The sequence below is a fragment of the Martelella limonii genome (assembly GCF_013344475.1).
Classification (GTDB): Bacteria; Pseudomonadota; Alphaproteobacteria; order Rhizobiales; family Rhizobiaceae; genus Martelella; species Martelella limonii.
The window spans coordinates 769,098-792,140 of record NZ_JABUOU010000001.1; the positions used below are offsets into that span (position 1 = coordinate 769,098).

Annotated in this window: 19 protein-coding genes; 6 read left to right on the forward strand and 13 right to left on the reverse strand. The window is 61.8% G+C overall.

What is annotated here, in order from left to right; genetic code table 11:
* Window positions 1-4: 4 nt before the first annotated feature.
* From HPQ62_RS03600 to HPQ62_RS03615, 4 genes are all read right to left on the reverse strand, one after another.
* The gene (locus HPQ62_RS03600) at window positions 5-2,338 is read right to left on the reverse strand and encodes a 3-hydroxyacyl-CoA dehydrogenase/enoyl-CoA hydratase family protein (RefSeq protein ID WP_174801110.1); all 2,334 of its coding nucleotides are present in this window, start codon (window positions 2,336-2,338) and stop codon (window positions 5-7) included.
* On the reverse strand, window positions 2,338-3,474 hold the full coding sequence (locus HPQ62_RS03605; protein ID WP_174801111.1) for a thiolase family protein: 1,137 nt from the start codon (window positions 3,472-3,474) through the stop codon (window positions 2,338-2,340). Before HPQ62_RS03605 ends, HPQ62_RS03600 begins: the two co-directional genes overlap by 1 nt.
* 322 nt (window positions 3,475-3,796) lie before the next feature.
* Window positions 3,797-4,192 carry a MerR family transcriptional regulator gene (locus tag HPQ62_RS03610; protein WP_342343669.1) on the reverse strand — a complete coding sequence of 132 codons (396 nt, stop codon included), beginning with the start codon at window positions 4,190-4,192 and terminating at the stop codon, window positions 3,797-3,799.
* Window positions 4,193-4,239: 47 nt separating this feature from the next.
* Window positions 4,240-5,967, reverse strand: coding sequence for an AMP-binding protein (locus HPQ62_RS03615; RefSeq protein WP_174801113.1), 1,728 nt, complete (start codon window positions 5,965-5,967; stop codon window positions 4,240-4,242).
* 182 nt (window positions 5,968-6,149) lie between these two features.
* Here HPQ62_RS03615 and HPQ62_RS03620 point away from each other — a divergent pair, with 182 nt between their 5' ends.
* A complete protein-coding gene (locus HPQ62_RS03620) occupies window positions 6,150-6,710 on the forward strand; it encodes an acyl-CoA thioesterase (RefSeq protein WP_174801114.1) in 561 nt (186 codons plus the stop codon).
* A gap of 23 nt (window positions 6,711-6,733) precedes the next feature.
* Window positions 6,734-7,654, forward strand: a complete 921-nt coding sequence (locus HPQ62_RS03625; protein WP_174801115.1) for an NAD(P)H-dependent flavin oxidoreductase — start codon at window positions 6,734-6,736, stop codon at window positions 7,652-7,654.
* A 62-nt stretch (window positions 7,655-7,716) separates the two neighbouring features.
* Here the strand turns inward: HPQ62_RS03625 and HPQ62_RS03630 are convergent, their stop codons facing one another.
* The 4 genes from HPQ62_RS03630 to HPQ62_RS03645 form a co-directional block, all read right to left on the reverse strand.
* Entirely contained in the window at window positions 7,717-8,643 is a 927-nt protein-coding gene (locus tag HPQ62_RS03630; protein WP_174801116.1) for an electron transfer flavoprotein subunit alpha/FixB family protein, read from the reverse strand.
* Window positions 8,643-9,404 carry an electron transfer flavoprotein subunit beta/FixA family protein gene (locus tag HPQ62_RS03635; protein ID WP_174801117.1) on the reverse strand — a complete coding sequence of 254 codons (762 nt, stop codon included), beginning with the start codon at window positions 9,402-9,404 and terminating at the stop codon, window positions 8,643-8,645. Before HPQ62_RS03635 ends, HPQ62_RS03630 begins: the two co-directional genes overlap by 1 nt.
* A gap of 174 nt (window positions 9,405-9,578) precedes the next feature.
* Window positions 9,579-10,616 carry a zinc-dependent alcohol dehydrogenase family protein gene (locus HPQ62_RS03640; RefSeq protein ID WP_174801118.1) on the reverse strand — a complete coding sequence of 346 codons (1,038 nt, stop codon included), beginning with the start codon at window positions 10,614-10,616 and terminating at the stop codon, window positions 9,579-9,581.
* Between the two features lie 210 nt (window positions 10,617-10,826).
* A complete protein-coding gene (locus HPQ62_RS03645; protein ID WP_174801119.1) occupies window positions 10,827-11,297 on the reverse strand; it encodes an Lrp/AsnC family transcriptional regulator in 471 nt (156 codons plus the stop codon).
* A 121-nt stretch (window positions 11,298-11,418) separates the two neighbouring features.
* On the opposite strand from HPQ62_RS03645, the gene HPQ62_RS03650 reads away from it, so the two are divergent.
* Genes HPQ62_RS03650 through lpdA form a run of 3 tightly spaced genes read left to right on the forward strand, consistent with a single transcriptional unit; the run spans window position 11,419 to window position 16,138 of the window.
* Entirely contained in the window at window positions 11,419-13,497 is a 2,079-nt protein-coding gene (locus HPQ62_RS03650; protein WP_174801120.1) for a transketolase C-terminal domain-containing protein, read from the forward strand.
* A 2-nt stretch (window positions 13,498-13,499) separates the two neighbouring features.
* Window positions 13,500-14,747: a dihydrolipoamide acetyltransferase family protein gene (locus HPQ62_RS03655; RefSeq protein ID WP_174801121.1), complete on the forward strand. Its 1,248-nt coding sequence runs from the start codon at window positions 13,500-13,502 to the stop codon at window positions 14,745-14,747.
* Window positions 14,744-16,138, forward strand: coding sequence for a dihydrolipoyl dehydrogenase (gene lpdA, locus HPQ62_RS03660; RefSeq protein WP_174801122.1), 1,395 nt, complete (start codon window positions 14,744-14,746; stop codon window positions 16,136-16,138). The genes HPQ62_RS03655 and lpdA overlap by 4 nt, the downstream gene beginning before the upstream one ends.
* A 161-nt stretch (window positions 16,139-16,299) precedes the next feature.
* On the opposite strand, the gene HPQ62_RS03665 is transcribed toward lpdA, so the two are convergent.
* The 5 genes from HPQ62_RS03665 to HPQ62_RS03685 all read right to left on the reverse strand — a co-directional run bounded on the left by HPQ62_RS03665 (window position 16,300) and on the right by HPQ62_RS03685 (window position 21,809).
* Window positions 16,300-17,154 carry a sugar phosphate isomerase/epimerase family protein gene (locus HPQ62_RS03665; RefSeq protein ID WP_174801123.1) on the reverse strand — a complete coding sequence of 285 codons (855 nt, stop codon included), beginning with the start codon at window positions 17,152-17,154 and terminating at the stop codon, window positions 16,300-16,302.
* Window positions 17,154-18,191 (reverse strand): ABC transporter permease, encoded by a 1,038-nt coding sequence (locus HPQ62_RS03670; protein WP_174801124.1) that lies wholly within the window; start codon window positions 18,189-18,191, stop codon window positions 17,154-17,156. The genes HPQ62_RS03665 and HPQ62_RS03670 overlap by 1 nt, the downstream gene beginning before the upstream one ends.
* Window positions 18,188-19,210 carry an ABC transporter permease gene (locus HPQ62_RS03675; RefSeq protein WP_174801125.1) on the reverse strand — a complete coding sequence of 341 codons (1,023 nt, stop codon included), beginning with the start codon at window positions 19,208-19,210 and terminating at the stop codon, window positions 18,188-18,190. The genes HPQ62_RS03670 and HPQ62_RS03675 overlap by 4 nt, the downstream gene beginning before the upstream one ends.
* Window positions 19,203-20,729, reverse strand: coding sequence for a sugar ABC transporter ATP-binding protein (locus HPQ62_RS03680; RefSeq protein ID WP_174801126.1), 1,527 nt, complete (start codon window positions 20,727-20,729; stop codon window positions 19,203-19,205). The genes HPQ62_RS03675 and HPQ62_RS03680 overlap by 8 nt, the downstream gene beginning before the upstream one ends.
* Before the next feature lie 87 nt (window positions 20,730-20,816).
* Complete coding sequence (locus tag HPQ62_RS03685) at window positions 20,817-21,809, reverse strand: substrate-binding domain-containing protein (RefSeq protein ID WP_174801432.1); 993 nt, start codon at window positions 21,807-21,809, stop codon at window positions 20,817-20,819.
* Window positions 21,810-21,990: 181 nt separating this feature from the next.
* Here HPQ62_RS03685 and HPQ62_RS03690 point away from each other — a divergent pair, with 181 nt between their 5' ends.
* Window positions 21,991-23,010 carry a substrate-binding domain-containing protein gene (locus HPQ62_RS03690; RefSeq protein WP_174801127.1) on the forward strand — a complete coding sequence of 340 codons (1,020 nt, stop codon included), beginning with the start codon at window positions 21,991-21,993 and terminating at the stop codon, window positions 23,008-23,010.
* The last annotated feature ends 33 nt before the right edge of the window (window positions 23,011-23,043 follow it).

Genomic DNA, 23,043 nt, shown 5'->3' on the forward strand with positions numbered 1-23,043 from the left:
CTCTTCAGTTTCTCAAGGGTTTGCCGGTTTCGATGATGCTCTCGAACCGGTCGAGCGTCTTCGTGTTCCTCACCAGGCGCATGAAGCTGTCATGCTCCAGTTCGAGGATGGACTCCTCATCCATCCTGTCGACGATATCGGTATCGCCGCCGGTCAGAACCGTTGCCAGTTCGCGCGCGACCGTCAGGTCGTGCGGCGTGGCGATGCCGCGCCGTGCAAAGCCTTCGGCAGCCATTTCGAGCGCGATCTTTCCGGACGGTCCAGGCAGAACGATCTCCTGCGGTTCGGGCGGCTGATAGCCTTCGACCATGGCGAGCGCCTTGGCCTTGGCATCCGCCAGAAGCCGGTAGCGGTTCATCGTGACGCTATCATCCTTGCGCAGGAACAGAAGATCCTTCGCCTCGTCGGCCGATTTCGCTACCGTTGCGGTCGAGAGCATCTCGAATACCTTGGCCGTAGCGGGCATCGGGCCCTTGGGGGCTGCCGGATTGTTCTGCCAGCGGGTCAGCATTTCCCGGCAACCGCCCCAGGCGGGCACAAGCCCGACGCCGCATTCGACAAGGCCGATATAGGTTTCGGCATGGGCCTGCACCGCATCGGCGTGGAGTACGATCTCGCAGCCGCCGCCAAGCGCCATGCCGGAGGGTGCCGCGACCACGGGGAAAGGTGCGTATTTCATCTTGGTGTAGGTCTGCTGGCCGGCGCTCACCAGTTTCTCGATCTCGCCCCAGGCCGCAATATTGGCGGCGAAGAGCGCGAGGCCGAGATTGGCGCCAACGGAGAAGTTGGTGCCCTCGTTGTAAATGACGAGCGCCTTGTAGCGTTTCTTGACGAGCGAAATCGTCTTGTCGAGCAGCGCCATGATCTGTTCGTCCATGGCGTTTGCCTTCGAAGTGAATTCGAAGCAGACGACGCCGTCACCGATATCCCAGAGCGAGGCCGAACCGTTCTTGAGCAAGGGCTCGCTGACGCGCTTGATGTCTTCAAGCATCAGCACGCCTTCGGGACGCTCGATATCGCGGTAGCTGCCATCCGACTGGAGCGCCTGACGCTTGCCGTCCTCGATCCGGTAGAAGGTGCGATCGCCGACCTTTTCGAGGAGTTCCGGAACAGGAATATTTTCCTCACGCATCCTGGAGACGAGCCACGGCGCACCGATCATGTCGATCAGTTCGAACGGTCCCCAGCGCCAGTTATAGCCAAGCCGCATCACCTCATCGATCGCAGCGATGTCATCGGCAGCGTCACCGACGAGGCTTGCCGCATAAGAGAGCGTATTGGCCATGACGCCGAAGGCGTAGCGCCCGATCGGCCCCTTGATCTCCATAACCTGGCGCGGCTTGCGCGCAGCCTTCAGCGCACCGCTTTCTGCCTTGGCGGATGTGCGGTACCGGCCACTGTCGAGCTCGATCGCCTCCTTTATCTTCTGGCCGCCCTCGCGGTTCAGCCGGTAGAAACCGCCCTTGCCCTTGCGGCCGGTATAACCGTCGGCAATCATCTTGTTGACAAGCGGAAGATCACGGTTGGTCGCGTGAAACATGTCGCCTTCAGGAAGCGAGCTCTTCAGGCTGGCACCGATATGCGGCATCAGGTCGAGGCCGACGAGATCGATCAGGCCGAAAATGCCGGTTTTCGGAATGCCGAACGGCTTGCCCATCACCGCATCTGCCTCTTCGACCGTCAGCCCCTCTTCGATGGCCTTGAGAACGCCGAGCTGGATCCAGGTGACGCCGAGCCGGTTGGCGACGAAGCCGGGGCGGTCGTTGCACAGGACGACGCTCTTGCCGAGCTTGCGATCGGCAAAATCGGTCACGGCAGCCGCAAGTCCCGCATCCGTGGCCGGACCCGTCACCAGTTCCATCAGCCGCATGTAGCGCGGCGGATTGAAGAAATGGGTGATCATGAAATCACGGACGAACGCCTCCGGCATGCCTTCAACAAGCTGGGCAAGCGGAATGGTCGACGTGTTCGACGAAATCGCGGTGCCCGTCCGGCGCACCGCATCGATCTTGCGATAAAGCGCCTTCTTGACCTCGAGCTTCTCGACAACGACCTCGATGATCCAGTCGACGCCTGCAAGCTTGTCGAGATCGTCCTCGATATTGCCGGTTTCAACGAGCCTCATCGCCCGCTTCGACATGAACGGCGCCGGATCGGCCTTTTTCATCTTCGCGACCGCGGTTTCCGCGATCACGCTGCGGTTGGATGCACCTTCCGGCACGATATCGAGCAGCAGCACCTTGTGGCCGGCATTGGCCACCTGGGCTGCAATGCCCGATCCCATCACGCCGGCGCCGATGACGGCGACGGTGTTGATCTCAAATCCGTTCTCAGACATCAGACACGCTCCAGTATGGTTGCGATGCCCTGTCCGCCGCCGATGCACTGGGTAGCAAGTGCATACTTGCCGCCCTCGCGCTGCAACAGCGACGCCGCCTTGCCGACGATGCGTGCGCCGGTGGCGCCAAGCGGGTGGCCAAGGGCGATTGCCCCGCCATCGATATTCACCCGATCCGCAGGCAAACCAAGATCGCGGATGCAGGCGAGCGACTGGCTGGCGAAGGCCTCGTTCAATTCGATCACGTCGAGGGCGCCGACATCAATGCCGGCGCGTGCCAGCGCCTTGCGGCTCGCGCCGACCGGGCCGATGCCCATGATTTCAGGGTCGCAGCCGCTGATGCCGACAGAGGTCAGGCGGGCAAGCGGCGTCAGGCCGTTCTTCGATGCATACTCTTCCGAGCACACCAGTACGGCAGACGCGCCGTCGGTGAGCGGCGAAGACGTGCCGGCGGTCACCGAGCCATCCTTGGAGAAGGCGGGCTTCAGGCCGGCGAGAACCTCTTCCGTCGTTTCCGGACGGATGCAGCCATCTTCCGAGACCGAGCCGCCCTTTATGCTGATCGGAACGATCTCGTCCTTCAGCCGGCCTTCCGCGCGTGCGGCAGCAGCCTTTTCGTGGCTCTTTGCGGCGAAGGCTTCCTGTTCCTTGCGGGAGATCTGCCATCTGGTCGCGACGTTTTCCGCCGTGTCGCCCATGCCGATATAGGCGCCTGGATCCTTGGCGTAGAGCGCAGGGTTGGGCAGCGGATTGAAGCCGGTCATCGGCACGCGGCTCATGCTCTCAACGCCCGCGCAGATGAAGGCTTCGCCCGCGCCAAGCTGGATCTGGCCGGCTGCCATGTGGATGGACTGCATGGAGGAGCCGCAGAAGCGGTTGACAGTGACCCCGCCGACCGATTTCGGCAGTTCCGCCATCAACACCACGAGACGGGCAAGGTTGAAGCCCTGCTCGGCTTCCGGAAAGGCGCAGCCAAGGATCAGGTCCTCGATATCTTCAGGCTTCACGCCGGTCTTTTCGACCAGCCCGCGCACCACCTGGGCTGCCAGATCATCCGGACGGACACGGGCCATTTCGCCCTTGGTTGCAAGTGTGAAAGGCGAGCGCTGATAGCCCGCGATGACGACGTTGGTCATGACATCCTCCCGAAAAACGCGATGATTTGATTTGGAGATAAAACACAAGATGCACCCTGCCCTTCAGGCAGGCGCGTCATGCATGAACGTTTGAAAGAGACCGGACGGAATGCCGGCCCCGACGAAAAGCCATCCGGACCGCGCCATGCCGAAACCGGCATGCGCCCAACCGATGGGAATTCTTCACTGACCCTGAAATGGCCCGACAGGTTTTGCAGCCATGCCCGGCGTGAAACGGTTCCGCGTTGGAAATCAACGGGTGCCCGTTTGCTGTTCTTGTGCGCACACGAATGCGGATGTCCCGGCTTGCGGCAAGAGAAGCCTAGCTTGCGAGCCGGCCGCTGGTCTCTGCCAGCCGCTCCTCGGTTTCGCGTACCACCGTCTTCAACTCCGAAAGGGTAAGATCGATCGCAACCTTCTGTTCCTCCAGCAGATGAATCCGCTCGTGAACGGCGCGAAGAAGCGTGCGAAGCTGTTCCTGCTGGGTATGATCCGCCTTGTAGAGATCCAGAAACTCCTTGATCTCCTCCAGCGAGAAACCGAGCCGTTTCCCGCGCAGAATCAGGATCAGCCGCGCGCGGTCGCGCTGCGTGTAGATCCGCGTCTTCCCGGCCCGGCCCGGATTGATCAAACCCTTGGTTTCGTAAAACCGCAGCGCCCTGGGCGTGAGCCCAAGCTCTTCCGCCAACTGGGTCACGGTGAAAAACTGATCCGCCACGTAAAACCTTCTCTTTCCTGAACGTTTCACCATAGCGGTCCCCTGTCCTATGCGTCAACATGACCATCGGCCTTCCCGGCATTCACCTTTTCGGCATGAGACGACGCTTTTCGTTCTTCCTCGATCAATTCCTTCTTCGAAAGCTTGCCGATCATGGTTTTCGGCAAGGTGTCGCGGATTTCGATATCGCGCGGCATTTCGATCTTCGAGAGGCGCGGAACCAGAAACGCATGGAGTTCCTCGACGGTGACCTTTGCGTCCTTGCGCAGCGAAACGAAGGCTTTCGGCCGCTCGCCGCGATAGCTGTCGGACACCCCGATCACGATTGCCTCGGCCACCGCTTCGTGCTCGTAAAGCGCTTCCTCGATGACGCGGGGGTAGACGTTGTAGCCCGAGCAGATGATCAGGTCCTTCAGCCGGTCGACCAGATAAAGATAGCCGTCCTGATCGAGATAGCCGACATCGCCGGTGCGCAGTGCGCCATCCCTGAGGACATGGGCCGTTTCTTCCGGACGGTTCCAGTAACCGGACATCACCTGCGGCCCACGCACCCAGAGTTCGCCCTTTTCCCCCGTGGGCAGCACAACGGCGGGATTTTCCGAATCGCGGATTTCCAGAATGGTGCCCGGCATCGGCAGGCCGGCAGAGCCTGGGCGGCCCGAGCGTCCGTCGAGCGGATTGACGGAGACCACGGGCGAACATTCCGTCAGGCCGTAGCCTTCGGCAAGCCGGCACCCCGTCAGCTTCTCGAAATCGGCATGCACTTCGGAGGGAAGCGGCGCACCGCCCGAGATGCAGATCTTCAAAGAGGACAGATCGATCTTCCGGGTCTGGGCGACGCTGTTGATCGCGCCGTAGATCGTCGGAACCGCCGGAAACAGCGTCGGCTTGCGGCGCTCCATCAGCGGGATCAGTTCATCGCGGTTGAAGCGCGGGACCAAAAGCATCGAAGCGCCGATCTGAACGGCGTAGAGCATGCAGACGGTCATGGCGAAGACGTGGAAGAAAGGTAGGACGCACATCACCATTTCGCTGCCGGCCACCAACAGTCCGCTCTGGTCGCTCTGCGCGATCAGCTGGCGTGCATTGGCAACCAGCGCACCGTGGGAGAGCATGGCCCCTTTCGGGACGCCCGTGGTCCCGCCGGTATATTGCAGGACGGCAATGTCGGAGGGAGCGATCTCAATTTTCGGAGTACTTCGGCCCTTGCTCTTTTCCATCAGTGCGTCGAAGCGGATATGACGCTCATCATCGGGGATATGCGCGAGGTCGGACCGCTTGAACAACCGGAACAGAAGCCCCTTCACCTTCGGCAGCGCGTTTGCCATCGGACAGACGATGACCTGTTTCAAGCCGGTATCGGCAACGACGGAGCCGAGGTTTTTGTAGACCGCATCGAGATCAAGGGTGATCATGATCTCGGTTCCGGAATCCCGGATCTGGTCGCGGATCTCGCGGCCGGTATAGAGCGGATTGAAATTGACGACGATGCCGCCAGCTTTCAGAACCGCAAAAAAGCTGATCACGGAATAGGGGCAGTTGGGAAAGCAGAGGCCGACGCGCGTGCCCTTGCCGACACCGATGCTGGCAAGGCCTGCGGCGAAACTGTCGATCCGTGCATTGATTTCGCCATAGGTCCAGACACGATCAAAGAACTCGATCGCGTCCTTGTCAGCGAAACGCGCAACGGATTCTTCGAGCAAAGCCGTCAGCGTACCGGCCTTCAGCTCATCGGCGCCATCTCCGGCGGCAGCGCTATTCAACACCTCTTCCACGTCTCCTCCTTCTTGCGCGACACCCTCCTCAAGGCTCTAACACGCGCAATTTTCCTTCGACATGCCCATTACGATATCATATATACGTATACGTCACCTTATTCAAGACTGATGTTGCCGCTTCGAGCAGCGCGCTGGCAGAATATGGAATATCGTTTCACCGGAAGGGTTTGGGACACGTCATGTATGTTTGGGGAAGACTGATCAGCACGCTTGCCAAGGCGCGGTTTCAACCTTCCATCCATGGTGTGGATGACATGTCCTCCATTACCCTTCGCGTCTGGCCGCAGGACCTCGACCTCAACTTCCACGTGAATAATGGCAGATATCTGGCCTTCATGGATATAGGGCGAATGGATCTTTTGTTCCGCACCGGAATTGGCATGAAGATGGTCCGCGAAAAGTGGCAGCCGGTGCTCACAGGCGTAAACGCGCGCTATCGCCGTTCGCTTGGCGCGTTCCAGCGCTTCACGCTTGAAACGCGGCTTGCGGGGTGGACCGAGACATCGCTGTTCATGGAACACAAGGTCATTGCGCTGAGCGGCCCTCACAAGGGCGAGGTCGCGGTAACCGCGACGGTTCGCGCCGTGATGCTGAAGGATGGCAGGAAGCTTTCCTCCGCCGATATGCTGTCCGCCTTCGCGCCGCTTCCCGAAAGTCCGCCATTGCCCGAAGACTATGCCCTGCTGATGTCGCCGGAGGAGCGCGCAAGGGCCGCCAAACAGCCTGACCCCGTGGTCTGAGATATCCGAGGAGGAGGAAACTCATGTTGAACACGACATCGCTTCCGGCGCGCCTGCGTCTGCCGGTGATCGCCGCCCCGATGTTTCTGGCCTCCGGGCCGCAACTCGTGACCGCCTGCTGCCGCGCCGGCATCTGCGGCACCTTTCCCGCACTCAACCAGCGCACGAGCGACGGCTTTGCCCTCTGGCTGGACGAGATCGCGGGAGCGCTTGACGATGACGACAATGCCGCGCCTTACGGCGTGAACCTGATCGTGCACAAAACCAATGCCCGGCTCCAGGCAGACCTGGAGATCACCATCCGGCACAAGGTGCCGCTGGTGATCACCTCGCTCGGCGCGGTCAGGGAACTGGTGGATGCCGTGCATTCCTATGGCGGGCTGGTGTTTCACGATGTCACCAACCGGCGCCATGCGGAAAAGGCGGTGGAGGCAGGCGTCGACGGCATCATTGCCGTGGCGGCCGGGGCCGGAGGGCACGCCGGGACGCTGAGCCCGTTTGCGCTTGTCTCGGAAATCCGCTCGTTCTTTTCGGGACCGATCGCGCTCTCCGGCGCCATCTCCACCGGCGCGCACATCGCAGCCGCCCGCGCGCTCGGCGCGGATTTCGCCTATATCGGCACCCGCTTCCTCGCCACGGAGGAAGCGATCGCGCCGGAGGGCCACAAGCGGATGATCGTTGATGGAAGCGCTGCCGATATAATCTACACGCCAGCAATTTCAGGCGTTCCCGCCAATTTTTTGAAGCCCAGCATTGTTGCGGCAGGGCTCGACCCAGACGACCTGCCTGCCCATCAGGCCATGGATCTCGGATCGGAAGCCAAGGCCTGGAAGACGGTCTGGTCGGCCGGTCAGGGGATCGGGGCGATTGACGACATTCCGTCGGTCGGAGCGCTCGTTGACCGGCTTGATGCGGAATACCGGGCGGCCTGCGCGCGGCTCTGACGCCATCCGGACAAAGCAAAGCCGGCCGGAACCATCGCTCCGGCCGGCATGTCGCTGGAGATTCAGAGCTTTTCGGTCAGTTCCGGAACGGCATCGAAGAGGTCGGCGACGAGGCCATAATCGGCAATCTGGAAGATCGGCGCTTCCTCGTCCTTGTTGATCGCGACGATCACCTTGCTGTCCTTCATGCCGGCCAGATGCTGGATCGCGCCGGAAATGCCGCAGGCGATGTAGAGATCCGGCGCCACGACCTTGCCGGTCTGGCCGACCTGCCAGTCGTTCGGCGCATAGCCCGAATCGACGGCCGCACGCGAGGCACCGACGGCTGCGCCAAGCTTGTCCGCAAGCTTCTCGATGATCGCAAACTGTTCGGACGAGCCGACGCCGCGACCCCCGGAAACCACGATGCGCGCGGACGTCAGTTCGGGCCGGTCGTTTTCGGCCACCTTGTCGGCGACCCATTCGGAAGCGACCGTTGCGTCCGGTGCGCCTGCCTGTTCGACAGGCGCCGCAGCGCCCTCGCCCGCAGCCTCGAAACCCGAGGTGCGGATGGTGACGACCCGGACCGGATCGCGCGATTTGACCGTCTGGATCGCATTGCCCGCATAGATCGGCCGATCAAAGGTCTCTGCGTCGATGACGGCGGTGACGTCGGAGATGATCATCACGTCGAGCCTGGCCGCAACGCGGGGCAGGATGTTCTTGCCATCGCTGGTCGCAGGCGCCGCGATGACGTCGTAACCGTCGGAAAGCGTGACGATCAGTTCGGCAGTCGCTTCCGCGAGACGATGGGAAAGCGCGTCGCTTTCGGCAACCAGCACCTTCGATACACCCTCGATGCATGCCGCCTCGTTCGCGGCGGCAGAAAGGCCTGCGCCTGCAAGCAGGAGGGTGACATCGCCGAGGCCGGAGACAGCCTTGACCGCGCGCGCGGTCGCATCGCGCACCAGTGTGTTGCCGCTGGTTTCGGCAAGCAGCAGAACGGACATCACAATACCCCCGCTTCGGTTTTCAGCTTCTCGATCAGCGCATCGACGGTGGCGACCTTGATGCCGCCCTTGCGCCCTTCCGGCTCGCGCGTGCGCAGGATTTCAAGGCGAGGCGACAGATCGACGCCGTAATCGGCCGCGGTCTTTTCCTCCAGCGGTTTCTTCTTCGCCTTCATGATGTTGGGAAGCGAGGCGTAGCGCGGCTCGTTGAGGCGCAGATCCGTGGTGATGATCGCCGGCAGTGCGACCGAAATCGTCTGCAGTCCGCCATCGACTTCGCGCGTCACCTCGGCCTTGCCATCTGAAATCTCGACTTTCGAGGCAAAGGTGGCCTGCGGCCATCCCAGAAGGGCCGCCAACATCTGGCCGGTCGCGTTCATGTCGTTGTCGATCGCCTGCTTGCCCGCGATCACCAGATCTGCCTTTTCGGCATCGATCACGCCTTTCAGCAGCTTGGCAACGGCAAGCGGCTCGATGTCCGTGGCGGCGTTTTCCGCGGCGACGATCAGGATCGCGCGGTCAGCCCCCATGGCGAGCGCCGTGCGCAGCGTTTCCTGCGCCTGACGAACGCCGATGGATACGACGATCACCTCTTCGGCGACGCCCTTCTCCTTCAGCCGGATCGCTTCTTCCACCGCGATCTCGTCGAAAGGGTTCATCGACATCTTGACGTTGGCGAGATCGGGACCGGAACCATCCGGCTTCACCCGCACCTTCACATTGTAATCGATCACCCGCTTGACGGGCACCAGCACGCGCATGACAGCATCTCCTCCGCTTTTCAGGCAAACGGCCTCACTCAAACCCGCCTGCCCACAGATTCCACAATGACACATAGGTCATTGTGGTGACGTATAGGTCATGTTGTGATTGTGCGCAAGTCCGAGCATGCTCCCGCCGCTTGCGCAAGCATGCTTGACGACCGCGCTGCGCCGTCAAAACCTTGTAATGACCGTCGCGCCGACAGACTGAAAGCGATCCATGCCCATCAGCGCTTCGGGCGCGTCCTCGAGACCGATCCTATCGCCGACGAGGCGTGCGGGATCGAGCTTGCCGCTGGTGATCATCTCCAGCATCGCGCCATAGCGATGCGCCTGCATGCCGTGCGAGCCGAGAATTTCGATTTCCTGGCCCACGATCTTCGGCATCGGGATGGCGGGCGCTGCATGTTCGCCAAGCATCAGACCGACCTGGATGTGCTTTCCGCGGGGACGCAGGCAGAGGATCGAGTTGGTCATCGTCACGGGGTGGCCGAGCGCATCAAGCGAGACATGCGCTCCACCCCCGGTCAGGTCCCGGATTGCAGAGGGCACATCGGCTTCCCTGCCGTTGATGACGGCAACCGCGCCGAGATTTCTGGCAAGATCAAGCTTCGCCGGATCGAGATCGACACCGATGACATTGGCTCCGGCAGCCGTTGCGATCATCACCGCCGAAAGGCCGACGCCGCCGCAGCCATGGACCGCCACCCATTGCCCTGCATGCACCCTGCCCTGATCGATTACCGCGCGGAACGAGGTTGCAAACCGGCATCCAAGACTTGCAGCGGTCGCGAAGTCCATGTCCTCGGGCAAAGCCACGAGGTTCAGGTCCGCCTTGTGAATGGCGACATACTCGGCGAAGGAGCCCCAATGCGTGAAGCCGGGTTGCTGTTGATCGAGGCACACCTGCTGATGGCCGGCATTGCACTGCGAACAGCTGCCGCACCCGCAGATAAAGGGCACGGTGACCCTGTCGCCGATCTTCCAGCGGGTAACATCCCTGCCCACCGCCGCAATTGTGCCGGCAAGCTCATGGCCCGGCACATGCGGAAGCTCGATATCGGCGTCATGCCCCATCCATCCATGCCAGTCGCTTCGGCAGACCCCCGTGGCGGCAACCTTCAGCACCACGCCATGGCTTTCAGGCACCGGATCCGCGACATTCACCAGCCTGGGCGGCTCCCGGAATTTTTCGAACAGAACGGCTTTCATCGGATTTCCACCTCGTCTTTCACGCGTGTTCACTCTTCATCATGCTTGACGCATATCCCGGCAACAAGGCGCGCCGACAACGCTCATCGCGTGGGTTGTTCATCACAGAAGGAGATTCTCCAACGCCTTCTTCTCTTCAATCCAGGCCGCTGACAAGATCGCGTGCTTTAGGACAGATTCCAAATCGCCACGCGTGCGACGCCTTAGACCTCAAACCGGCAGGGCGGTCGTGTATTTCACGGTTTTCAGGGCGAAATGCGAGGCCGAGTGTTCGACGGCCTTGTGCGTCAATATCCCCTGCATCAGAAGTTTCTCGTATTCCTTCACATCCGCCACCGCGACCCTGATCAGATAATCCCATTCGCCCGACATCGAGTAACACTCGATCACGTCCTCATAGCTCTGCACAAAGGTCTCGAAGTCGCGCCTGGCGGAGGGATCGTGCGATTTCATGCGCACCTGACAGAACACGCTGAGCCCGCGCCCGACCTTTTCCGGGTCTGCAAGCCGGACTGTTTTCCGCAAGACCCCCGCGTCCTCGAGCGCCTTAATCCGCCGCCAGCATGAAGCCGGAGATGCCCCCACAAGGTCGGCAAGACTTGCCTGACTGATGGACGCGTCGTCCTGCAACGCCTTGATGATCTTTCGGTCGATTGCGTCCAGCTGAAATGTTTCCATCATGTAATCCCTCTTTGTAAGAGAAATATATCACACGCTGCTCGCATCATGAAGAAAATGAACGGGATTTCCGCTCGAAACGTGACAGTCTGAAGCTCGATCAATGTTCATCGGGAGGGGAATCATGGCAACTGCAGCGCTCAAACAGATCGTCAGGAACAGGCCGGATGAGGCTGTCGACTGGCGTCGCATCGCCTATCTGCTCCATCTTTCGCGCGCGCTCGATGCGATGGAAGAGACCAGTCTCGTGCCGGAAAAGAAGGTACTCTATCAGTTCTCCGCGCGCGGCCATGACATGGCGCAGATCATGCTCGGCAGCCAGCTGACCGATCCCCATGATGCGGCCTGCGGTTACTACAGGTCCCGCCCGCTCCTTCTCGCGCTCGGCGTCGACCCGGCCGATGCACTCGGCTCCGCGATGGGACGCGCCGGCGGTTATTCCGACGGACGCGACATCGGTGTCGTCTTCAACCACCCGAACCCTTCCGGAGCGTCCGCTCTTCCGATGTGCGGCGGCGTGGGCGCGCAATATACGCCGACGGCGGGCTGGGCGCAGGCGGTCAAATATTACGCCGAAGTCATGCGCAGGCGCGACTATGAGCGCAGCATCGCTGTCGTCCTCGGCGGCGACGGTTCGGTCGCCTCCAACGGGTTCTGGTCGGCCCTCACGATCGCGACCACCCAGAAACTGCCGATGCTGTTCTATATCGAGGACAACGGATTCGGCATTTCCGTTCCCTCCACGATCCAGACGCCGGGCGGCAACATCGCCGCCAATCTTGCGGCATGGAAGGGGCTCACCATTTTCGAAGGTGATGGCGCAGCCCCGCACGAGGCCCAGCGTCTGATCAACGATGCCGTGCAGTCGGTGCGCGATGAGCGCGCGCCCGTGCTCTTGCGGCTTACAGTCCCGCGCCTGCAGGGCCACAGTTTTCAGGATACGCAGGCCTACAAGAGCGAAGAGACGGTGCGCCGGGAATGGGCGCGCGATCCGCTGCCGCGATTGAAGGAGCACATCGTTCCGGCAGTCTTGAGCGAGGACGAATGGCTTTCGACCGAAGCCGAGGCAAAGGCCGCCGCAGAGACCGCGCGGCACAAGGCGGAAGCGCGCGCACCTGCGCGGCCCGAGACGGTGACCCGCAACGTGTTCTTCGAGACCGATCTGCAGACCATGGGCGGACAGGTCCGGCATGGCTACAAAGCGCCCCCGACAACCGGAACCCCGTCCACCGAAGGCCAGCGGATCAACATGGTGACGGCGATCCGGCGCACGCTCGAACACGAATTGTCAATCAACGAGCGGGTGGTGCTTTTCGGAGAGGATATCGGGCCGAAGGGCGGCGTCCACGCCGTCACGCTAGGCCTGCAGCAGAGGTTCGGACCTGAGCGTGTATTTGACACGTCGCTTTCAGAAGAGGGCATTGTAGGCCGTGCCGTGGGCATGGCGCTTGCTGGTCTCATGCCCGTGCCGGAAATCCAGTTCCGCAAATATGCCGAGCCAGCGACGGAACAGATCAATGATTGCGGCACGATCCGCTGGCGCACCAACAACAGGTTTGCAGCGCCCATGGTGCTGCGCATGCCGGGCGGCTTCTTCAAATGCGGCGACCCGTGGCACAGCCAGACGAATGAGGTCGCCTTCGTGCACCAGCCGGGCTGGAAGGTCGCGGTTCCCTCCAATGCGGCCGACGCGGTCGGGCTTTTGCGCAGCGCACTGCGCGGCAATGACCCGGTGATCTTCTTCGAACATCGCGCCATGCTGGATCTCGCCTGGGCACGCCGGCCCTACCCCGGAGATGATTACGCGCTTCCGTTCGGCAAGGCCGCCTTCACCAAAACGGGTGACGCCATCACCATCGTGACGTGGGGCGCCATGGTGCCGCGTTGCGAAGAGGCGGCGAAGGACATTTCCGCCGATATCATCGACCTGCGCACCCTTATGCCCTGGGACCGCGACGCGGTCCTGACATCGGTGCGCCGCACGAGACGGTGCCTTGTCGTGCACGAGGACCTCAAGACTGCAGGCTTCGGCGCCGAAATAGCGGCCGTGGTCGCAGACGAGGCGTTCATGGACCTCGACGCCCCGGTCTCCCGCCTGACGATGCCGGATATTCCAAGCCCGCATAATCCCGTGCTTCTGGACTGGGCTGTGCCATCGGTGGAAAATATCCGCAAGAGGATCCAGGCGCTGGTGGAGTTCTGATCATGAGCGATTTGATCGATATCCTGGCGCCGATTGAACAGGAAGGAACCAGGGCCGTTGTCCGCAACTGGCTCAAATCCGTCGGCGACCATGTCAGCCATGACGATCCGCTGGTTGAGCTCGAAACCGACAAGGTAACCCAGGAAGTGCCTGCACCCGCTGCCGGCATACTGGCCGAAATCCTGATGCAGACCGGAGACGACGCAGCCCCGGGCGCAGTGCTCGGCCGGCTGCGGCTTTCAGAAGCCGCGCCTGCAAAGGAGCAGCCGTCAGCTCATGCCGCCGCTCAGCCGCGTGATGTTACGCATTACTCTCCCGCCGTCCGGCGCGCGGCCGAGCAATACGGCATCGATCCGGCGGGGATCGAAGGCAGCGGCAAGGGTGGCAGGGTCACGCGGGCAGATATGGATGCGGCCTACGGCGCAAGCGCCGGTAAGCTGAAAGCGGAAGCGCCTGATGACGTCACGCACTCTGATGAGCGTGAGAAAGCGGGCAGCGTTTGCGAGGCGACACCTGTCGCCGCATCCCGTCAGGTTCCCGATGCGGCGGACGCTCCGGCCACCATGATCAAGCACTCTCCGATGCGGCTTGCGATTGCCGAGCACATGCAGTCTTCGGTCCAGACCGCACCGCATGTGACAGCGGTCTTCGAAGCGGATTTCACCGCGATCATGCGCCACCGGGAGCAGAACCAGGCGAAGTTCTCGGCAGCCGGCACCAACCTTTCCTATACCGCCTATATAATCGCCGCCTGCGTCGAGGCGATGAAAGCAGTGCCTGAGGTCAACAGCCGCTGGCACGAGGATGCACTCGCGGTCTTCAGTGACATCAATATCGGCGTCGGCACGGCGCTTGGCGACAGGGGGCTCGTGGTTCCGGTCATCGGAGAGGCCCAGAACCTTTCCCTTTCGGGCATCGCTGCAAAGCTTCAGGATCTGACGGTTCGCGCGCGCTCCAATACGCTCAAGCCGGCCGATATGCGCGGCGGCACGTTCACGATTTCAAACCATGGCGTATCTGGATCGCTTCTGGCATCGCCGATCATCATCAATCAGCCTCAGTCCGCGATCCTGGGCGTCGGCAAGCTCGAAAAGCGCGTCGTGGTGCGTGAAGCCGACGGCGTCGACACGATCCAGATCCGACCGATGGCCTACGTTTCGCTGACGATCGATCACCGCGCACTCGATGGCCACCAGACCAATCAGTGGCTCACGGCATTCGTGTCCGCGCTGGAAAGCTGGCCGCTATGAGCGAAGATTTCGATCTTCTGGTGATCGGCGCTGGTCCCGGGGGCTATGCCTGCGCAATCCGCGCTGCAAGGCTCGGGTTGAAGACGGCCTGTGTGGACGAGCGCGCGACGCTGGGCGGCACCTGCCTGAATGTCGGCTGCATACCGTCCAAGGCGCTGTTGCACGCGACCGCGCTCTATGAGGCAGCAACCGGCGGACATATGGCCGATTTCGGCATTCGCCTCACCGAAGCGAGCGTCGATCTCGAAGCGCTGATGGGCAAGAAGGATGAGATCATCGGATCGCTGACCCGCGGGATCGACTTTCTGTTTCGCAAGAACGGCGTCACCCGCCTCACCGGCCGCGCCGTCTTTCAGGACGATAAAACCGTCTCGGTCGGCGACAGGCGCGTCAGGGCAAGGTCGATCGTGATCGCCACCGGATCGGCTCCGCGTGCGATTAAGAGCGTCGTCGTCGACAACGCGTCGGGCGTGATCGTCGATTCAACCGGCGCCTTGTCGCTTCCGCGTGTTCCAGGCCACCTCGTGGTGGTGGGAGGCGGCGTCATCGGTCTCGAGCTCGGATCGGTCTGGAAACGCCTGGGCGCGCAGGTCACCGTTATTGAACACGAAGCAAAGATCCTGCCGGGTATGGACGGCGATGTCCGTTCCGAGATGGCGAAGATCCTCGACAGGGAGGGCATGACGCTGTTGACCTCGGCATCGGTCACAGATGTCAGCATCAGCAACGGTCGAGCCGAGATTAAACTGACGCAGGCCGGAGCGTCAAAGACAGTCGATGCGGACACCGTGCTGGTTGCAACGGGGCGAAGGCCCGTTACTGCGGGACTTGGGCTGGAGGCGATCGGGATCAAGGTGGACGAACGCGGTTTCATACCGGTCGATGGCCGCTGCCGGACGCAGGCGGAGAACATCTATGCCATTGGCGATGTCACGCCGGGTGCCATGCTGGCGCATCGCGCCGCAGATGAAGGGATTGCCGTCGCGGAACGCCTCGCCGGCCTGCCGGGCGCGATCAATCATGCGCTCATCCCGAGCGTCATCTACACGCTGCCGGAGGCGGCATCGGTCGGCATGAACGAAGAAGCGCTTGTCCAGCGCGAAATCCCGTTTCGCAAAGCGTCGTTCCCCATGGCCGCCAACAGCCGGGCCAAGGCCAACGACTCCACAGCCGGTTTCGTCAAGCTCCTTGCGCATCGCGATACCGGGGTGATTCTCGGCGCGCATATCGTCGGCGCGCTCGCGGGGACGATGATCGCCCAGCTTGCGCAGGCGATGGAGTTTTCGGCAACGGCGGAAGACATTGCCTATACCAGCCACGCCCATCCGACGCATAGCGAAGCGGTCAAGGAAGCGGCGATGGCTCTTCTGAACGCCGAGATCCACATCTGACGGAGCGAGTTCAGGCCGCAGCAACTGCCTTTCTTGAGGCGATGCATCTAAGGCCCGCCGTCCGAAGGCACGCCCTGCCCGCCCTTTCGAGGCGGGCAAGACGTCCTGCCCAAGGAACGGGAGGCAGAGCCTTCCGTTCGATCAGCCAGGGTGTTTCACGCTCAGATCAGGCCGTACTGATTGGCCTTCATCCGCAGGAAACCGAGCCCGTCGGTCAGCACCTCTTCGCGCGCCGGCGCCACGTCGCGCCACACCGAAAGGGCCTCGGCGACCTGCGGCGGAACGGTGATGAAGCTTTCCATCGCCATGCCGCCCTTGAAGTCGATCGCCGCGAGCGCGGTAAACACCTCATCCCAGGCAATCGTATCCCGGCCGGGCGTTCCACGGTCGGAAGCCGACAGGTGGATATATTTGAGGTGCTCGCGCGCCTTGAGAATGCCTTGCGCGATACCCTTTTCCTCGATGTTCATGTGGTAGGTGTCGAGATGGACGAACAGGTTGTCGGCGCCGACCTTCTCGCACAGCATCACGGCCTGCTCGGCGGTGTTCAGCAGATGGTTTTCATAGCGATTGACCGCCTCGAGGCCATAATCCATGCCTTTCGACTTGGCATAGGCCGCGGCCTTTTCGACCACGCGGGCCGTGGCATCGTATTCCGCCTCGGTCGGCCGCTTGCCGGTGCGTTGGCCGATGCCGCCATAAATGACGCCGCTCATGGCCTTCGCACCGATTGCGGATGACTTGTCGATCGCCATCCGAAGGAATTCGAGCGCGCCGTCCGGATTGTTGGTCGGAAGCCGGTCCAGCGGAAGGCCGAGCGAGCACACGCATTCGACCTCGTGCTTTTCAAGAAGACCACGGGTATGGGCTGCATCCACCCCTTCCGGATCAAGCATGGTGATCTCGAGAAAGTCGATGTCGTATTTCACGGCCTCGGGAATGGCAAACTCGGCCGCGTCCCGGTTCCATTCCATCGCCCACATAGCCGTATGAACGCCAAAACCACTGATACTCATTATTGTCTTCCTTGCTGCGATGTTGAAGGTGAAGGTCTGGCCCTGAGGGCGCCCAGCCTGCTGCGGTGCGACCAGAGGTAGCGCGCCACCATGACGGAGAGCAGGATCGCGCCCCAAAGGGCTGTCGCCAGATGCTGGTTGGTGCCGAGAAGGTTGAGGCCGGAGCCGATGATCTGCAGGATGATCAGCGCGAGAACGACGTTCGAGACCCTCCCGAACCCGCCGAAAGGATCGACGCGGCCGAGAAAGCAGGCAAGCACCGTGATCAGCAGATAGGCCTCGCCATGGCCGACGCGGACCGAGTTGAAGCGGCTCGCCATGATGATGCCCGCCACCGCGCACATGAATCCGGACAGCGCGTAGATCATGGTCAGGGTAAAGCGGGTATCGATGCCGGAATAGCGCGTGGCTTCCGGATTGGATCCGAGCATGAAGATCGAGAAGCCGAGCCGCGTCCGGTTGAGGATCAGCGCCCAGAGACCGACGCAGGCGGCAAACACGATCAGCGGTGCAGGTATCCCGAAGAGCGTCCCCTGACCGAGCGCCGAGATTGCCGGGGGAAAGCCGGAGACGCTGCCGCCGCGGGTCAGGAACTCTCCGAGCCCGCGCAGGAAGATCATCATGGCAAGCGATGCCAGGATCGGATGCGCGCCGGTATAAGCGATGATGGCACCGAGCAGCCAGCCGATGATGACCCCGCTTGCAAGTGCGGCCACGACAGCAAGCAGCATCACGGCCGGACCGGCTTCCGCGCCGCCGCCCCAGGTGATCACCCAGGCAAGCACCAGTCCCGAAATATTGGCCGAAAAGGTGATCGCAAGATTGAGGCCACCCGAAAGGATCGGGATGAACATCGCCAGCGTCAGCAAGCCGAGTTCGGGAAGCTGAAATGCAATCGAAGAAAAGGTCGCACCGGTGAGGAACCGGTCGGACAGCGAGCCGAACAACCCGACAAGCGCAACCAGAACGACGACAAGTCCCAGAATTTCGCTGCCGGCAGCCGTGCGGGGAAACAGATGTTTGCGTGATCGTGTCATGTGCCGGATCCCGTCGTGCTGGTGTTTGCCTTGAAACGGCGCAGTTTCTCGCTGACGAGGCCCAACGTCTCTGCAGACATTGCGATCGCGATCAGGATGATGGCGCCGACAATCATGCGGAAGGCGTAGGGCGATATGCCGAGGAGGTTGAGACCATTCTGCGTGATCGCAATCAGCGCCAGCCCGAGAACCGCGCCGAGCAGCGTCCCGCGACCGCCGCCAAGGCGCGCGCCACCGAGCACAACCGCAGCCAGAACCTCAAGCTCCCGCCCGTAAAGCGCGTTCGGAACCACTTCCTGCGCATAATGCGCCTGCATCAGACCTGCGACACCCGCGCAGGCGCCGAGCCAGCAATAGGCAAGATAGTGCATCGCGCCGATATTGATGCCGAGCCTGCGGGCGCCTTCGGTATTGTCGCCCATGGCGAACAGCTGGCGGCCGAAGTTCAGGCGGCGCAGCAACAGCCACGTCGCAAACACGACCACCGCCATGACGGCGACGGGCAAGGTGATCTCGGCCCACCCCATCGGGGTTTCCCGCTCGAACAGCACGATCCGGTCGACCATCCAGTCCGGCAGCAGGTAGATCGACACGCCGCCGGTCGCGAACATCAACAGTCCGAAGAACAGGTTGAAGGTCGCGATGGTGACGACGATCGAGATGATCCGGAAGTGATAGATCATCGCCGCGTTGATGGCGCCCAGCATCGCGCCAAAGCTTATGGCGAGCGCGAAGCCTATGGCCCAGTTGCCGCCGCCGAAATGCATCAGCGTCGTGACCACGAGATACTGGACGACCGAAGCGGCGACGGCAAAGGAGATATCGATGCCGCCTGCAATCAGCACCACCAGGAGACCGGCGGCAAAGATGATGTTCACCGCGGAATAGTTCAGAAGGTCGAACAGGTTGACCAGCGTGAAGAAGGTGTCGGTGGAAATGGCAAGGCCGATCACGATCAGCGTGATCACCGCCGAAAGCCACATTTCCGTGCCCGTGAGTCTGGGCAGATATCTACGCATGGACCGCCTCCTCGATACGATCGATATTCGTTTCGGCAGGCACGAAAGTCTCGACGATGCGGCCGTCGCGCATGTGGAGGACCCTGTCGGCATTGAAATAGACTTCCGGTGTCTCGTCGGAGATCAGCAGGATTGCCATGCCCTTGGCGGCCAAGTCGCTTACGATTTCGAAGATGCCGGCGCGCGCGCCAACGTCTACGCCGACCGTAGGACTGTCGAGGATGAGCAGCTTCGGATTGGTCGCGAGCCATTTCGCCAGAACGATGCGCTGCTGATTGCCGCCCGAAAGGCTTGAAACAGGATCGGTGGTCTCGCCGATCTTCACCCGCAGCCGGCCGATCCAGTCATCGACCAGCGTTTTCTTCTTTGAAGGAGACAGCAGGCGGTTGCTGAGAAGCCGGTCAAGCACCGATATCACGGTATTGTCCGCGATCGACTGGGGCTGGATCAGCCCGAGCGACAGCCGGTCTTCCGAGACATAGGCGATGCCGGCCCGGATCGCATCCCGGTTTGATGTCATCCGGAGACGCTCTCCGTCCATCGAGATCTCGCCCGCATCGGCATGGTTCAGGCCGAAGAGCGTGAGCGCAAGCTCGGTGCGCCCGGCGCCCAGGCGGCCCGTCAGGCCGACCACTTCGCCGGGTGCGATGTCGAGATCGATCCCTTCATACTCACCGCGCCGGGTAAGGCCGCGCACAGACAGCAGCGGTTTCGCGGTTTGCGCCTGCGGCACGCGCACCTCATAATCGAAGTTCCGCCCGGTCATCAGTTCGGTCAGACGCGCCTGGGTCATGCCTGCGGTCGGGTAAGTCCCGACATATTTCCCGTCGCGCAGCACCGTGACCCGGGAGCAGACATCGAGCACCTCTGCAAGCCGGTGGCTGACGAAAACTACGGCGACGCCCTGCTCCGACAGACGCCGGACGATGGCAACCAGCGCTTCGGTTTCATGGCGTGAAAGCGACGCCGTCGGCTCATCCATGAACACCAGACGCGCATCGGCAATCAGAGCGCGGGCAACCGCGACCAGCTGCCGGCTCGCAATCGAAAGCGAGGAGACCTTTGCCTCGAGGTCGATCGAGACGCCAAGGCGATCGAGGATCCGCGCGGCCTCCCGGCGCATCGCATCGTGATTGACGAATTTCAGCCGGCTGCCAAGATTGCGTTCGAAGGCGATGTTTTCCGCGACGCTCATTTCCGGAAACAGCGCAAGGTCCTGCCAGATCACCTGAATGCCCATTTCGCGGGCCTTGGAAGGATCGAGATCGCTCATGTCCTGGCCGTCCCATTCCATCACCCCGCCAGGCTCGGGCTTGTGGACGCCGCTGACGGTTTTGATCAGCGTCGATTTCCCGCAGCCATTTTCGCCTGCAAGGCAGAGGACTTCGCCCGGCCACACATTGAAGCTGACATCATCGAGAGCCTGCACGCCGCCGAAGCGCTTCGAGATATGCTCGAGGCGCAGCAGGCATGGGCCCTCGTCAGCTGGCGCCTGAGAAGGCGTTCGCTCGTCCGTCATGGATCCACCTGGTTTTTAGAAACATCAAAGGGACAAGCGCCCGGCGCATCGGCAGATGCCGTTCCGCACCGGGCGCAACAGTTGCTGCTAGAGGCCGAGACCAGCCAGATCGTCCACGGTATCCTTGTTGATCTGCACCAGCTGATCGACAATGATATCACGACCCTCGACATCGGGATCGATGACGCCAAGGCCCTCGATCTCCATGCCGGCCTCGATCTTTTCGCCATTCACCAGCATGGTGCCGAGCGTCACGAACACCTCCCCGGCCTGCTTCGGGTTCCACATGAACCCGCCGGAGAGCACGCCGTCATGGACGAGCTTGCGGCCCTGCCCCGGCGAGAACGGTCCGAGCACCACGACCTCACCCACCTTGCGGCGTTCTTCCACGGCACGGGCCGCGCCGATCGGGCCCTGGCTGCCGAAACCGAGGATGCCGCCGAGATCCGGATTGGCGCGCATCAGGTCGAGCGCGGTCTTGCGCGAGGCATCGACATCTTCGGCAACGCCGTAGCGGTCGCCGACGATTTCCATGTCCGGATAGTTTTCCTGGATATAGGCGATGGCGGCGTCAGCCCAGGCATTGTGGAGCGGAACGGTCAGACCGCCAACGAATACGGCATACTTGCCTTTTCCATCCATCATCTCGCCCAGCTGCTTGCCATAGGCCTCACCGAAGCCGACCGCCGAAGCGAGCTCGAAGTCCCAGTCGACATTCTGCTGATCGGGCGATTCGTGGGTCAGAACGATGATGCCCTGATCGCGGGCGCGCTTCAGGACCGGCTCCAGCACGGCAGCATCGTTCGGCACGACGCCGATCACATCCACGCCCTGGGCAATCAGATCTTCGATCGCCCGGACCTGGAGCGCCGGATCGGCGCTGGTCGGGCCGATCATGAAACCGTTCACGCCGAGCTCAGCAGCCTTTTCCTCGATGCCAGCTTCCATCGCGTTGAACCACGGAATTCCGCCGATCTTCGCAACAACGCCGATCGTGGTCTGATCCTGCGCCTGAACTGACGGAACGGCAAATACGGTCATCATCGTGGCTGCGCCCGCCAATAGCGCGCGACGGGTCATGGAAATCAATGCCATGGGGCTCTCCTCCTGTTGAAATCTGCGAATCCGGTCTCGGCCTCCTGCCGCTATTTCCGCCGGATGCGCTTAGCTAAATCCTTTTAGCTTGCAGTGTCAATCCGGTTTTGCAATTGTCAACCTGCAACGCTACAGCTAAGCGAAATGATGAAAAACGGATGACTCCATGAGCAAAACGAGGAAAAGGCCAACGATTCGCGACCTTGCCGAGGCCGCTGGCACCTCTGTTTCGACCGTGAGCTTCGTGCTCAACGGAACATGGCAAAAGCACCGCACGAATCCGGAGACAGCCGAACGTGTGCTCGCGCTCGCCGCAGAGCTCGGCTACCAGGCCAATCAGCGCGCCCGCGCGCTCCGCCTTGGGCGGTCATCGCTTGCGGGCATGATCATTCCCCATCACCGAAATCGATTCTTTGCCGGACTGGTGGAAAATTTCGAGAGCGAAGCGCGCGCGCGCGGTCTGGTGCCGATTGTCGTCAGCACCCAGCGCGACCCGGAAATAGAACGTCAGGTCGCGGCGAGACTGGTGATGCAGGATGTCGAGCTTCTGGTGGTCGCCGGTGTCGAAAACCCGTCCTCAATCAATCGCCTATGCCGCAACAAGGGCGTTCGCTGCGTCAATGTCGACCTTCCGGGTCCCGACGCCTTTTCGGTGGTGACGGACAATTTCGGCGGCGCGCGCGCCCTGACGCGCCGTCTTCTGGAAGATCTCGCCCCGGACGCACGCGCGATCTTTCTCGGCGGGCGCGAAAGCGAATATGCGACGGACCTTCGTATCAAGGGCTTTCTGGCCGCGATGCAGGAGAAGAACCTGACAGCCGGGGATGGCGACATCGTCCGCTGCGGCTATAGTCCTGTCGCCGCCCACAAGGCGCTGTCAGACCTGTTCGAAACCCCCGGCAACCCACCACTTGCCATGCTCATCAACTCGATCACGGCGTTCGAAGGTTTTGCGACGTTCTGGCGGGATCGCCCGGATCTCGCCAGCAATGTGCGCGTGGCCTGCTTCGACTGGGACCCCTTCGCGGCCTGCCTGCCGGTGAAAACGCTGATGCTGCGTCAGGATGTCGAAAACCTGATCAAGGTCTGCTTTGCGTGGTTCGACGGCGAAGAAGAGCGGGCGGGCGAGATTTCCGTCGTGCCGCCCCGGCTGATCATCGACGATCCGGGTCCGGAATACGATTAACAAAACGGACAACAGCCGTTTTCCCGAGGGAGG